At 43.9% G+C, this 13,426-nt stretch carries 9 protein-coding genes; 5 read left to right on the top strand and 4 right to left on the bottom strand.

Annotated features, from left to right (window positions below; translation table 11 throughout):
• Positions 1 to 167 precede the first annotated feature (167 nt).
• From HWQ36_RS09130 to HWQ36_RS09120, 3 genes are all read left to right on the top strand, one after another.
• The gene (locus HWQ36_RS09130; protein WP_292700918.1) at positions 168 to 386 is read left to right on the top strand and encodes a hypothetical protein; all 219 of its coding nucleotides are present in this window, start codon (positions 168 to 170) and stop codon (positions 384 to 386) included.
• A 49-nt stretch (positions 387 to 435) separates the two neighbouring features.
• A complete protein-coding gene (locus tag HWQ36_RS09125; RefSeq protein WP_292700916.1) occupies positions 436 to 570 on the top strand; it encodes a hypothetical protein in 135 nt (44 codons plus the stop codon).
• Positions 571 to 979: 409 nt separating this feature from the next.
• Complete coding sequence (locus tag HWQ36_RS09120) at positions 980 to 1,291, top strand: DUF6679 family protein (RefSeq protein WP_012408115.1); 312 nt, start codon at positions 980 to 982, stop codon at positions 1,289 to 1,291.
• A gap of 188 nt (positions 1,292 to 1,479) precedes the next feature.
• Here the strand turns inward: HWQ36_RS09120 and HWQ36_RS09115 are convergent, their stop codons facing one another.
• The 3 genes from HWQ36_RS09115 to HWQ36_RS09105 all read right to left on the bottom strand — a co-directional run bounded on the left by HWQ36_RS09115 (position 1,480) and on the right by HWQ36_RS09105 (position 9,019).
• Positions 1,480 to 3,150, bottom strand: coding sequence for an MBL fold metallo-hydrolase (locus tag HWQ36_RS09115; RefSeq protein ID WP_292700909.1), 1,671 nt, complete (start codon positions 3,148 to 3,150; stop codon positions 1,480 to 1,482).
• Between the two features lie 1,207 nt (positions 3,151 to 4,357).
• The gene (locus tag HWQ36_RS09110; protein WP_292700907.1) at positions 4,358 to 7,075 is read right to left on the bottom strand and encodes an S-layer family protein; all 2,718 of its coding nucleotides are present in this window, start codon (positions 7,073 to 7,075) and stop codon (positions 4,358 to 4,360) included.
• A 141-nt stretch (positions 7,076 to 7,216) separates the two neighbouring features.
• Complete coding sequence (locus HWQ36_RS09105) at positions 7,217 to 9,019, bottom strand: ShlB/FhaC/HecB family hemolysin secretion/activation protein (protein ID WP_292700904.1); 1,803 nt, start codon at positions 9,017 to 9,019, stop codon at positions 7,217 to 7,219.
• 920 nt (positions 9,020 to 9,939) lie between these two features.
• Between HWQ36_RS09105 and HWQ36_RS09100 the strand changes: the two genes are divergently transcribed.
• Positions 9,940 to 10,131 (top strand): hypothetical protein, encoded by a 192-nt coding sequence (locus HWQ36_RS09100; protein WP_292700901.1) that lies wholly within the window; start codon positions 9,940 to 9,942, stop codon positions 10,129 to 10,131.
• A gap of 90 nt (positions 10,132 to 10,221) precedes the next feature.
• Positions 10,222 to 11,373, top strand: a complete 1,152-nt coding sequence (locus HWQ36_RS09095) for an AI-2E family transporter (RefSeq protein WP_292700899.1) — start codon at positions 10,222 to 10,224, stop codon at positions 11,371 to 11,373.
• A gap of 630 nt (positions 11,374 to 12,003) precedes the next feature.
• Here the strand turns inward: HWQ36_RS09095 and HWQ36_RS09090 are convergent.
• Positions 12,004 to 13,257: a transposase gene (locus tag HWQ36_RS09090; protein ID WP_292700897.1), complete on the bottom strand. Its 1,254-nt coding sequence runs from the start codon at positions 13,255 to 13,257 to the stop codon at positions 12,004 to 12,006.
• Between the last annotated feature and the right edge of the window lie 169 nt (positions 13,258 to 13,426).

The raw sequence follows: 13,426 nt of genomic DNA, 5'->3' as shown, positions 1-13,426 counted from the left end.
ACCCCTATTGATCCCATCTAAAGCTCATATTTACTACCATTTCTGTGATATCGATCACTGATTACGTGTAACTATAATCACATTGTATTCATGTTCCATATCAACTAGTCGCAGAAAAAAATGTTCCACACTTGATGTAACAAATTGTTTACTCTGTCCTAACCAAGATGATTCGCACAATCGTTGAATCTGCTTTCCAAACTGGATATCTTAGTGTTGAATCTGAGGGTTTACTCCAGCAAGTGCTAGCTACTAAATGCTATCAGTCAGAGGATTTGCCAGACCTTGCAGCCCTATATGACGCAGTTCGTGCAGGCAAAATTAAACGAGAAGCATCATCATCAAATGTGTTTATAGAATTTCCCCCACCACATAAATCTTGCTGAATCCTCCAAAAGAACTAGAGGAACCGAGTTAAGCTGGTTGCAAGTATTTATGCTCACTCGCCATTCCATTCTCTTACCCATCATCAGGCAAAAAACCTTAAAAACTCAAAACTCTTTGGGTGTTGTTGCTGAAAACCATCAAGGTCAGCAAGAGAATGAGTTAAGATCAGATACAAGTGGGTAAAAGTAAAGCCGAGTCCCCGGACTTCCCAGTAATGCCAATGAGTAAAAGTAGGCAAATTAAACAACCGCAATCAACGATTGTTTTGGAGTATTATTTATTACATAATGGTAAGAATGACTCACCAAGAAATATGAACCTGGTTAGGACAGATTCCGAATTGTTTGACTTCTATGAAGCAGACGTTCCTTAGAATAAGCTGGAAGGAGATTGAATTCATTGCCAGAGCAACCCATGATTTATGACTCAACATTTCCCAATATTTTGACAACTACAAGCAAATTTTGGGATTGGGTGATAAAGCGTACTTGTTCTCAACGGTGAAATTAGCCTCCCAAAGGTGTAATGTAATGGGGTAGAACCCAGATTTTGACAGGTTTAACTACGTTGTTTAAAAAGGCAGAAACAGTACATGCTACACCGCAAGATTTATCAACTCTGTTGCGATGGGCGCGAGGTATGTGTTTTCTTGCGGGACCAGCAACGCTGGATTGAACGCGCCCGCATCATCGACATAGAGGGAGATTTAGTGACCCTACGCTATGAAACAGAAGAAGAGGACGAAGTTTGTTCTTGGGAAGAAATGGTTCGCCTCGAGAGCATTGGTGCTGTAACGCAAAAACTGGCTTCAGTGCCACGCGGAAATGTGGAACCTCTGATGACTGAAGACTGTCCCGAAGCTGAACGCATCCACAACCGTTACACTGACTCGAATCCAGAATAATCAGTGTTGAGGAGCCAGCACTGAAAACAGTTTTTCCGTTGGAGGTGACTGGTTTCTGAGGTGACTGGTTTCTGATTCTGCCAGCTTAATTCGTGCAGCCTCTCCCCTTACCCCAAAAGGAGAGGCTAGCGTCAAGAGAAAAGCGACTGGCTTTGCCTAGTGCCGAGTTCTAAGTCATAAATCCTAACTCAGGACTCAGCACTAGATAAACCTTCAAAAGCAGGACAGTAACCTTCGAGAGTTACCTTAAAGTTATACAACGGCGAAGCTGGGTTCCAACACCTCTGCCCCCTTTGATGTCGGCAAGTACCACAACAATCGACATCTGTCCATGTATAGCGATCGCTATTTTGACTCAGAAGTTCTCGTTGAGACAATCCCCTTAAGACTAGTTCTTCCCCTTGCCAACGAGCTTCGATTAAACCAGTATCGGCAAATTGTCGCCAACGCGGATCGGTAGTAATCATATTGGGTAGGGTAATTGTGATTACTGTTCCCAACTCTGTCAGTTCGCCTTCGTAGTTAGTCTCTGGTGCTGCCGGTTGTAAAAATGTGTCGCCGATAGGCAGTTCTACTAAAGTGTTAGCCGCCGGAGAATGTACATGGTAGCGGTTTTGCAACTCTTCTAAGCTAGTCAGGTCTGCTAAATAAGCAGGAGAACCGTGGACAAAAATGACGTGCTGGGGTCGCAAATTATGAATTAGCTGCGTAGTACCAGGGCCATCACTATGTTGCGCTAAGAGATAGCTTTCAACAGTGGTAGGCGCTAAATATTCTTTATTAACTTTTATATCAATTTTTTCTGGGAGAAGGATCAGCCAAGGGCCGGTGTCTAGTTGGCAGTGCTTGCCCAAATCATCTGTAGAGTCGGTGAGGACTATACAAGGTGACTTGCCTACTGTGGGACGATGTTCTGCTTGTAAACGACGCACGCGGGGACGTACCCGTTCATCCCAAAATAAGGGTTGATGCCGGGCGAAGTTTTGCACAGATGGGGGGAGGTGGGGTAGCAGTTCGAGGTAAGCATCGCAGCCAGTAGCGACAGCACCATCCACCCAGATATCTAAATCTCTTCCGGTGAAATGGTGATGAGAGCGTAACAGCATTAGCATCTCTTGACCCAATCCTAAAGCAGGAGTGGGAAGAATTACAGAACAATGGTCAGCGATCGCCCGATTAATTCGCTCTGCTAGTTGATTTTCCTGGTTGCGGCGGTGAGGATGACGGGATGTGCCATAACTGCCTTCAATGATCAGCACATCCAAGTCTAAGCCCCGTAGTTCTTCTAAACGCAAACCTTCTACCAACCGGGAATTTGATAAGAAAAAATCCCCTGTATATAATAGCTTGTAAGTCCGCTGCTTGGTGGTGTAGGTAAGGAGAATAGCCACTGCCCCTGGTAGATGCCCGGCGGGAAATAATTCTGCTACTAAACCATCTTGAAATTCCACAGGCGATCGCAACGGCAAAGCATGACAAAATTTGGAAATTTCCTCAGCATCTTGGTCTAGCCAATTCAGTGGCAGTAACTTGCTGGTTACTTCGCTACCATAGATAGGTAACTTGGGAAAAGCTTTATGCAGTGCCAGTAAGCCTCTGGAGTGATCTGGGTGGGCGTGACTAATCAAAACTAAATCTGCTGGTAGGGGAGAACTAGATCCACGTTCCGACTTAGTAAGCCCCTTAGCCAGCGATGAAATATCTTCCATACCACAGTCTAACAGGATGCGGTGTGGCCCCATCTTTACCAATAAACACACACCCTCATCGTGATGCTGGACACTATAGGGCAAACATTCTAATTCAGTACCCACTTCCGCAGCATCTACGCTAGAAGATGCCGACAGATTATCCCTCATGCTGTCCTCCCCTCCAACCTCATCATCATGGACATATCCCAAAAGCCAAAAGTTACACAAGTTTTGGTTTTGTGACTTAGGGGTAAGTTTTAGCGTGCGCCCCTACACCCTGAGAATACAGATTTTTGATTGGGGAGGACGCCTCCTCCGAACCCGCACTGGTTCGGAAAGGTGGGCTAACGAGAAGCCATCAAACTAGGAGCTAAAAGAGTTTGCCTCTTGTGTGTTTTCCCTTTGCAACTTCAGAGCTATCTTAGCAAACTCACCCTGCGGGAAGTCGCCCAAGCCTCTACAGATTTATCTCAATGTGCAGAACCATTGCCGTGATAGTTATCTGAATCATAGAATCCGTTTTTCGTGCCAAAGAATAAGCACGAAAGCGTGAAGATAACTGTTAATCCAGCTAGAATCAGCTTTACATCCATTTGTTTGCTGCCCCTTACTCAAGACTTTCTTATATTAATTTAGTGCTTCCGCAATCAAACCGGATCGCTAGAAAATCTTTACTATGGTTATGTGGATTGGGCAATAGGTAAACTTACCACAATCAGTCAGATTGTAGAACTTTTCGGTTCACCTGTCCATCCATCTAGATTTCAACTAAAATTTTCTCTGTTTGCGGGGTGCGTAGCCAACCCCATCGAGTCAGATGGCACTCTTCGGATTCTTCAGATCGGTGATTAGAATGCGATACTCACTTGAATCATCATTGTAAGTGATGTGCAGTCTAAGAGGATGTTTGAAAAGTTTTCTTCTCGGTAACAAAACGTTGTAGATCCCCCTAAATCCACGCCACTTGCTTCATTTGGGGAGACCCCAAGACCGCAGTGGCTCCCCTTAAAAAGGGGGACTTGGATTCCGGTTCCCCCCTTTTTAAGGGGGGCTAGGGGGGATCAGTTAGTGCAAAGATACAGCCAACCACTTTTCAAACAACCTCTAAGGGACTGACAAATAAAAAAACATCCTAAATTTTCTTGTGGGATGGGTGTTCGTACTACGTGCCGCTACGCTAACACCCGTCTAATATTCAGGGCGGGCAGGATGCCCACCCCACAAGATGGATAATTTATTTCTTGTCAGTCCTATTTTGGGATAGTTAAGTATTTGTACTGTAACTGCAACAGTATTACGGTATGCAGATATGTCGCGGATATCATCCCAAGTGCGTTTCTAGTCTACGTCATAACTGGACTGGGGACGGCTATAATTAATTTTTGGATATAGCAGCACAAGTTAATAATTGTTGCACCTGAGCAGGGTGTTTATCTGCTAATAGCTCAATTTTTCCTAGTGCGTTACGATGCCAAGACGTAGCTTGGATTAGTGTTTGTCCTGTTATAGGTATTTGGGCTGTAACGTTATCTGTTTGGCGATATGCCGAGATATCGCGGATATCTGACCAGGTGCGATCGCTTGTCACATCTTGACTGGGATTTTGCGGTACACCACCCCGTCCTGTTGCTACAAAACGGCTGCCTTGACTTGCAGAACAACCATTGGCTATTTGCTGCGATGGATCGGTAACATTCGCTGGTAGTTCCACTAAACCAGAGTTTGGATTCACATTCGGTGTCATGATTTGGACAGAACCATTAATACCAAATTCGGAACTTGCTGTAATGTCGCTCTGGGGTGTAAGTTGAGGGCGAAAAGCACCGCCAATCAATGATTGAGTGGTGAGGTTAATATTACCACCCTGACCTTTGATCGCATTGGCAGTGATATCACTATTATTGGTTTGAACGATGACCTTACTGTTAATTGAAATGTTGCCACCACTAGCCGTACTACCAGCATTCGAGCTAATTTGACTACCATCCCGCATCAGCAAAAGTGAACTAGTCAAATTGATATTTCCTTGACTACCAGAGGCTACTTCAGCACGCAGCTTTCCCTGTTCACTCAGTCTGATGGTGTCAGACTGAACCACTAAGTTGCCAGCATTACTGTTGTTGTTGCTGCTGACCACAATTTCGGCTTCATCCCGTACAGTCAGGCTGTTTGCATTGATGCGAATAGAGCCAGCATCGCCATACCGAAGCCCCTGAGAAACTGGTAAATCTTTGGTCGATGTGTTATCCGAAAAAGCATAGAGACCACTCTTGCCACCTGCATCCAAGGCATAGGTGAAATTGAGTTGCACTGGAGAGCGGGATTTCCCCGCCAGTTCAACTCTATCTGCATTAATTAAAATCCAGCCAGCATTGCCTTGGGCTTCGGAGGATGAAGAAATCTTGCCACCTTCAAGTAGTTTGAGATGTCCCACATCAAAGGTAATATTGCCTCCTTTCCCAGTGGATCTATCTAGACGCGGCTTGCCATTTTCTTCCAGCACATAGGCAGACGCAAAAAACCGACTGACTATACCACTGTTGGCATAACCAGCGATGGTGACTTCATTTGCCTTGACATAAATGTTTCCAGCATTGCCTTGACCATAAGTACCTGTGCGAATTGAGGGGCCATTTAATACTTCAATCTTGCCCGCTTCTAAAAAAATGCTGCCACCTTGTCCTGTGGCATTTTCACGAATGCTAGTACTCATACCTGTGAGATAACCTGGATCGTTGGTGCTAGACTCGCCAGTAACGCTGAGTAAATCACTAGCTTTGACGATGATATTGCCGCCATCACCCGAACCACGGGCGGAAGCCCGCAGTTCTGCCCCATCTTGAATCAAAACCGTTTTTGCCGTGATTTCGACGTTACCCCCATGACCTTGCGATCCTTCTTCGGTATTCGCTGCCAGGGTGCTGGCAAATCGGTTATTATTACCGTCGGTGGTATCCCGCAGCAGTTCTACCCGGTCGGCTTGGACGATCGCACTACCACCCTTACCAGCACCAAAAACACGTGTGCGGATGCGGGCCCCATCTTGGACTTTGAGGGTGGGTGTAATCAAGCGAATTTCACCGCCGTTACCTGTTGCCTTCGGTCTAACATCGGCAGCGATGTTGGTGACGGTACTAGAGGTAGGGGCTGATCCGGCGATCGCTATACTATCAGAACCTTGAATCAGAATACCCTGACCATTACTGCCTCCACTGGTGTTGGCGGTGATGGAGGAGAGTCCGTCAATTGTCACTTGCTGTCCGTTGATTTGAATCCGTCCCCCACCGACACCATCGGCATTGATTTGCGCGCCGTTGGTAATCCGAACATTTTGAAACTTTGAATAAGTAGGATAGCTAAATTGCCAGCCTGATGCTGTTTGAGCCAGGTTGACTGTTGTGTTACTGGCTAAACCAGCTACTTCTATCTGACCAGTAGGGGCGGTGATTTTCCCCCTATCTATAGTGACTTCGCCACCCAGTAAACCAATAGTTTTGCCTGTTTTAAGGATCAATCCTGTGGTACTGGCTTGATGGGTAATGGTTCCCGGATTTTGCCCAAATTGTAAGCCAATGGGCACTGCGATCGTTAATAATGGCATTGCACTGGAATTTGTGGCCATAAACTCAGATCCATCTGCAAATTTGATGCTATTTGCTGTAGTGCCGACAAACGATCCACTAATATCCAACTTGGCATTTTGCCCAAATATAATGCCGTTAGGATTCATTAAAAACAAACTTACCAGATTACTACTATTTACTGTACGAATTAACCCATCAATATTAGAAACATTCCCACCTGTAACCCGACTAAATATAGTTGTAATATTTGGTGTGTTAACTAAATTAAAGGTTGCAGAGCCACCAGTTGGGACAGAGAAATTACTAAAACTGTGAAATAAATTGCTACCTTGATTTATCCCATTCAGAATTGTAAAATTATTACTATTTAGGTTGACAATCGTATTGGTAGTACCATCAGATGTAACCTGAGCGATCGCAGGTAGTACCACGGAAGTTAAGAACCCGGTTGTAAGTATAGATAGAAATGTATTAAGCCAGAGGCTTGTTGCTTTGCGAATTGCTCTCATACTGTCAATCCTCTCTTTACCAGATGCTATTATGATTCCCAAAATGGCATGGTACTGAAACACCTTAAAAAATCAAAAGTGCCGAGTATTTTTTACTGGACTCAGCACTCTCAAGACAGAATTTTGATTAAGTACTAGAGATCAAAACGGCGAATACTTTACTGAGAAATACAGCCCATTTTCTTGGAGCGATCGCCTTTCACCATCCACTGAGATTAGGGGAATGCCCCAATCTAGGCGGGCCAAGAAGTCATCACCCTGTTTCCACAGCAGCCCCAACCCAGTACTAAGCAGCGTACTTTGTGATGGATTTTCGCCCTTAACATTCCAGCCTTTACCCACATCAATGAAGGGTGTAAGTTGCAGCATGCCGTCAATCTTTTTAGCGCGGACAATGGGGACTCGAAATTCTGCCGAAAACAACAGACCATTATCTGTAAGTAATGCGTCTTGGCGATAGCCCCGGACACTTAGTTGTCCACCAAGACCAAATTGCTCTAAAGGCACTAAGGAATCTGTTGCTAATTGGAAATCGCCCCTAGCTAAAAATAATGTGTCTGGTGCTAATTGTCGTACCCACTGCGCCTGTCCCCGCCATGCAAAAAAGCGGCTATCTGGTTCATTATCACTGACATTTGCATCGAACCAATCTACACCAAAGCTCAATTGCGATCGCGCTGCAAATACATATTTATTACTTCGCTGGGTATATTCTTGAAAAAAGCGTAGAGCCGAAATATTAGTTTTTCCGTTTGCATCTGCACCTGGTGAGAGGCGAAACGGCCCAATATTATCAATACCCAACTCAGTTTGGCTTGACTGACGCGAGAATGACAGCCCAACTGCCAACTCTTGGGTTGGTTTTTGCACCAGTGGTTGGCGATAGCCCAATTCGTAAGACTGGGAATTTGACTGGATATCAAGGACGCTGAATGGTTCTTCAATAACGCGGTTCCATCCCTGGCTAAAGCCAAAGGATATAGTGCCATTGTGGGCATTAATCGGTAGTGTGTAATTGGCATTAATGCTATTACTGCCATCAGTATTTGCATATCCTACACTCAGAGTATCGCCCAAGCCCAATAAATTGGCTTCTTGTAAATCTATTCCTCGGCGAAAACTGCCCACACTAGGCGATCGCCCATTATCCAAGCTTGCCGTCAGCTTAAAAGTGTCCGCTTCTTCAACCTCAACTTGCAACACATTGTTTCCCGGATGCACGCCTGTCTGCAATTCGGCTGACAGGTTTTGAATCCGTGGATCGAGGCGGAGTAGTTGTAGCTTTTCTAGTAGGCGTGGTACATTTAGGGGTTTGCCAGCACCAAGTTGGATGCGATCGCGAATGTATTTACTACCTAATCGTCTGTTACCAATGATTTTGATTTCTTGCAGACTGCCCTCGATCACCTGAATCTTCACTGTTCCAGCTTCTAGTGTCTGTGGTGTAATCAATGCCCCTGTAGTCACATAACCGTTATCAGTGTAAAGCTTGGCGATCGCATCTTTGATTTGCAATAATTCTGCAAATGTCACTTCTTTTCCCACAAAGGGATTGATAATAGCGGCAAACTGCTCTGGTTTGAAAACTGTACTACCAACAATTTCAATCCGATCTACCCGAAATTTAGCATTAGAATCATCCTGACTCGGAATTGACTCATCTGGTATTGTTGGCAAAGGAACCAATTGATTGTTATCTGTTGGCATTGGCAACACATTAGCAGGTAAGGGAGTGACAGGAACTTCTTCTAACCGACCAGGTGGTAAGGTCTCAGGATTAGGAGTTTGGGCAATGACCTGCTGATAATTACATAACACTGCTACTAAAACAAACCCAAATGCCAGAGGTCGCAGTTCAGAGATAATACTTACAGGCTTGTTTAATCTTTGTAGCGTAGAAAATACTGGTTTAATACTAGAGTTTTTAATAACGACTTGCTTCACCGACACCCTTCTCCTTAAATTTACTAAATAAGAATTCAGGAGTCAGAAGGGGAGCCGGATGTCTTTTTTGGTCATAATTTCAGTTGGTTATTCTGACCAAAGAAGCAGTAGCAAGTCCGCTAACCTCCGAATAGAGAAGTTTAAGACCCACGCTAAATAGGCAGATTTAGTGGTCTCGATTTTGACCAAAGCAACAGAAACGTCTCGGGAGCATCACGTTTTGGCGGATCGTCCTCAGACTAGAAGTCTGGGGCTATACAAACTAAACCCGCCTTTTCTTCGGAATACGCGAACGCGGGTTTCAGAGAGTCCGCGAAGGCAGACTTCGTTTGTGTAGCCGCGAGCGATTTCCAATCGCCCGGTGTTTCTTGCCATTTGTGGATGCTCCCAACGTCTCCGGCTTCGCTCCTGTTAGCGATAGCGGGGCGTTTAGCCCATTCTGACTTCTGAATTTTTCTTCTTTACATTCAGTTCATCCCCGATACTTTGGTGTAACGAGTGACGTAGTACTATTTATAATGGCTGTATTTTTTACAGGTATCCTCAGAGTAAATACTGCTTTTGCTCAATAATGGTAAAGTTAAGATTTAGTGAATTAAGACTCTAAGCGATCGCTAATGCACATACAGCAGTTTTCTTTGGCATAAAGTAAAGCTATGGGTTTGGAAGCAGGAGACAATAGGGGACTTCCAACAAATAAATTATCCAATCTTGTGGGGTGGGCATCTTGCCCGCCCATAGGCCAAGGCGGGCAAGATGCCTACCCCACAAAGAATGATTGAGTATTTTTTTATTTGGAAGTCACTAGGTAGAAACTCTTTATAAAAGTTTAAAAAGATTGTATCTGTGGGTTTATTGTAGAAACTGGACGGTGCAACGCCAACTCGTGTGTACCACAAAAATTTTTATGCCGTACTTTTATGGGAAATCAATTAGGATTTGTTCTGAAACTGCTTTTACTCTCGGCTTTGTTATCTCTATTAATTAAGTATGCGGGGCCAAATCTATCAATTCCGGCGACAGGAACCAACGCGCTAATTATAGTATTGTTGCCGATTGTGATTATAGCGATCGCGCTACTGTGGCGATTCCAGGCACAGAAACAAAATTAACTCAAACTATGTACGCACAAGTGACTGAAATCAGCTAACCTAGCTGAATTACAACAAAATTGCATCTCGCCACCCGTTGGGAGTTAGCCTGTGAACCTCGGTCAATGGATCGGCTTAATCGCCATAGTTCTTTCTTTATACATCCTGTGGCAAATTCGGGAAGTGCTTTTGCTCATGTTTGCCGCAGTTGTCTTAGCCACTACCTTAAATCGGCTAGCAAAACGCTTCCAACGCTTTGGGATGAAGCGTGGATTCGCCGTTCTCCTGGCAGTAGCTATCTTTTTCGCAGGCATTGTGGGTTTTTTCTGGCTTATTGTCCCACCATTTGCACAGCAGTTTCAAGAACTAACCTATCAGGTTCCTAAAGGGTTTGGGCGCTTTAATAGTTGGCTTGATGCCCTGAGAACTCACATTCCTAACCAGTTGGTTCCTTACATCCCAGATATCAACAGCCTCATCCAACAAGCACAACCATTCGTCAATCGGGTACTGGGAAATTCCTTTGCCTTTGTATCTGGATCTTTGGAAGTCGTTCTCAAGATTTTGCTAGTGTTAGTTTTAACAGGAATGATGTTAGCCGATCCATTAGCCTACCGGAAAGTATTTGTGCGGCTTTTCCCCTCATTTTATCGGCGGCGGGTGGAAGGAATTTTAAATAAGTGCGAAGTCTCTTTGGAGGGATGGATTACAGGTGCTTTCATTGCCATCTGTGTAGTAGGGGTAATGAGTCTGGTTGGTTTATCAGTTTTGGGTGTAAAGGCAGCACTCGCTTTGGCGATTTTAGCGGGATTTTTTAACTTGATTCCCAACCTGGGCCCAACGATGAGTGTAATCCCAGCAATGGCGATCGCTTTCTTAGATGAACCTTGGAAAGCGATCGCTGTTTTTATTCTCTACTTTATCATTCAACAGGTTGAGAGCAATTTCATCACGCCTGTGGTGATGGCGCGTCAAGTCTCATTACTACCCGCCATCACCTTAATTGCCCAACTATTTTTCGTCACTTTCTTTGGCTTTTTAGGATTATTTTTAGCACTACCCCTGACTGTTGTCGCTAAGATTTGGTTGCAAGAAGTGTTAATTAAAGATGTTTTAGATGAATGGGGAAATAACCATAAAAAAGAGACTGAGTTTGTGATGGTTTCTGAATCTCCTGAAGTAGAGGACTATTGGACAGCAGATATTCCCGATGTTAATCGGGAGAAACGAATTGATGATGATATTTTGCAAAAAGAAGATTAATCAATTTTGGATTTTGGATAAAGGTAAGTAGCTAGGCGTAAGAGACCGGCAAGAAATAAATTATCGATCTTGTGGGGTGGGCAGGATGCCCACCCTGAATCTGGGACGGATGTTCGCGTAGCGGCACGTAGTGCAGACCCCATCCCACAAGAAAATTTGGGATGTTTTTTTATCTGTCAGTGCCTAAATAAATTAAAGTTTGTAGTAAGGACTTTAGTCCTAATAATCCTAGTTGGTAGTGAGCGGTTTATCGCTCACTACCAACTAGGATTTTATTTTATGTTGAATTATGGCTAACTATTTAAGTAGGTCGGCGCAATTAAAGCTAACTGGCGGATGCTGTTATTGGTCACTTGTACTGAGCGACTTGTGCCGAGCCTGTCCTGAGCGTAGCCGAAGGGCGAAGTCGAGGTAAGCCGAAGTATTTGTCATTAGTAAGGGCTTTAAATCTATTTACGTTTCGTAACATACTTGGTTTTTTTCGCGCCAACTTACTTAGTTGTTCTGGGAATGTGTTTCTTAGTCTAAGAGGATGTTTGAAAAGATTAGGCGAGTAGAATGATGCCTCCGGCACGCCAAGGGCCAACGCTACTACACAAACAAAGTCCACCTCCGTGGACTAAGAGGAAATCAAGAGTTTGTGACATCTCCCACCACTGAACGGAGTACCGTTTCAGTGGGGGCTTCCAAGACAATCCGGCTATTGCTTAGGAGGCTCTTGGCTTTAAGAGCGGGATGACCCTCCGCTCTGTTTTTTATATTTATAGCGGCATTGTGGTCACGGTCTAAACTACACCCGCAATTAGGGCAATCATGCCATCTCACATCTAGTTTTTTAGAAACTTTCACACCGCAACTAGAGCAGTCTTGACTAGTGCCAGAGGCTTTGACTGGAATAACTAACAAACCAGCATTTTCGGCTTTGTTTGCTAGTATCGACAGAAAGCTTGACCATCCAGCGTCCGTTATAGATTTAGCTAATCGTGTTCGCGCAAGTCCTTTGACGTTCAAATCTTCAACCGCAATAACATCATATTTTTTCAACAGATTGTTCGCGGTTTGGAAGTGAAAATCTTTTCTTTTATCAGCAACTTTCTTATGTTGCTTGCTCAATTGTTTGATAGCTTTATGTCTACCAATACTACCTTTTTTTCTACGAGATACTCGCTTTTGAATAACTCGCAAACGTTTTTGAGATTTCCGATAATACTGAGGAATTTTGACCACTTCGTTATCGGAGGTTGTCAAAAACTCCTTCAAACCAACATCAATCCCAGTTATAGAACCTGGGTTGAAATCTGGTTTAATTGAAGGCACAGTCTTATCTTCTAAACTCAAGGTTGCGTAGTATCCATCTGCCTTTTTGGTAATGGAGCAAGTCTTTATCTTGAATCCATCTGGTATAACCCGATGCTGTACTAGCTTTACCTTTCCAAATTTAGGTAGAGTTATAAAACCGTTATCAATACAGTCACTTTTGATAGTTGGATAGGTAAAAGTTTTGTACTGATTAGCTGCCTTGAACCTTGGCTTTCCGCTCCTTTTCCCATTCCAGTCACCACTAAGAAATCTGTTCATCGCTAACTCTACTCGTTTAGCTGCATTTTGCAACACCTGGGAATGTAACTCTTTGTACCAAGGACGGTCTTTTTTTAGTTGAGGCAATGAATCTTGCTGACTATTGTAATTAGGGTTGTTTCGTAACTCTGGTAGATGACAAACAACTAGAGAGCAAGAATTAATTGAGCATCGATTTTCTTCGTACCAGCGAAATCTATCAGCCAGCAAATAATTATATTGACAGCGAAGCAAGTCTAGCCATTTATTAAATTGAACTATTTGCTGTTTTGTTGGGCGTAGTTTGTAATGGTACGAAGTTCTCATTTGTTTTACCTCCTTTAATGTATGGTAACATAAATGCAAACACGCTGTCACTGCATTATGAAAAACAACTCATTGCAAATACGACTATCAGACAAACGGAAACATAAATTAATGCAATATGCGGTTCAACAGGACAAAACTATAACGTCCTTGATTGATGATTGGATTG

Source organism: Nostoc sp. NMS2 (assembly GCF_017115105.1).
Taxonomy (GTDB): Bacteria; Cyanobacteriota; Cyanobacteriia; order Cyanobacteriales; family Nostocaceae; genus Nostoc.
The sequence above is the reverse complement of the archived record's forward strand: the minus strand, read 5'-3'. Positions and strand labels throughout refer to the sequence as shown.

Bases quoted from the DNA above. Each gene is read 5' to 3' on its own strand.
- HWQ36_RS09100 (WP_292700901.1), top strand. From the start codon at position 9,940: ATGGGAAATCAATTAGGATTTGTTCTGAAACTGCTTTTACTCTCGGCT.
- HWQ36_RS09120 (WP_012408115.1), top strand. From the start codon at position 980: ATGCTACACCGCAAGATTTATCAACTCTGTTGCGATGGGCGCGAGGTA.
- HWQ36_RS09130 (WP_292700918.1), top strand. From the start codon at position 168: ATGATTCGCACAATCGTTGAATCTGCTTTCCAAACTGGATATCTTAGT.
- HWQ36_RS09115 (WP_292700909.1), bottom strand. From the start codon at position 3,150: ATGAGGGATAATCTGTCGGCATCTTCTAGCGTAGATGCTGCGGAAGTG.
- HWQ36_RS09090 (WP_292700897.1), bottom strand. From the start codon at position 13,257: ATGAGAACTTCGTACCATTACAAACTACGCCCAACAAAACAGCAAATA.
- HWQ36_RS09125 (WP_292700916.1), top strand. From the start codon at position 436: ATGCTCACTCGCCATTCCATTCTCTTACCCATCATCAGGCAAAAAACC.
- HWQ36_RS09110 (WP_292700907.1), bottom strand. From the start codon at position 7,075: ATGAGAGCAATTCGCAAAGCAACAAGCCTCTGGCTTAATACATTTCTA.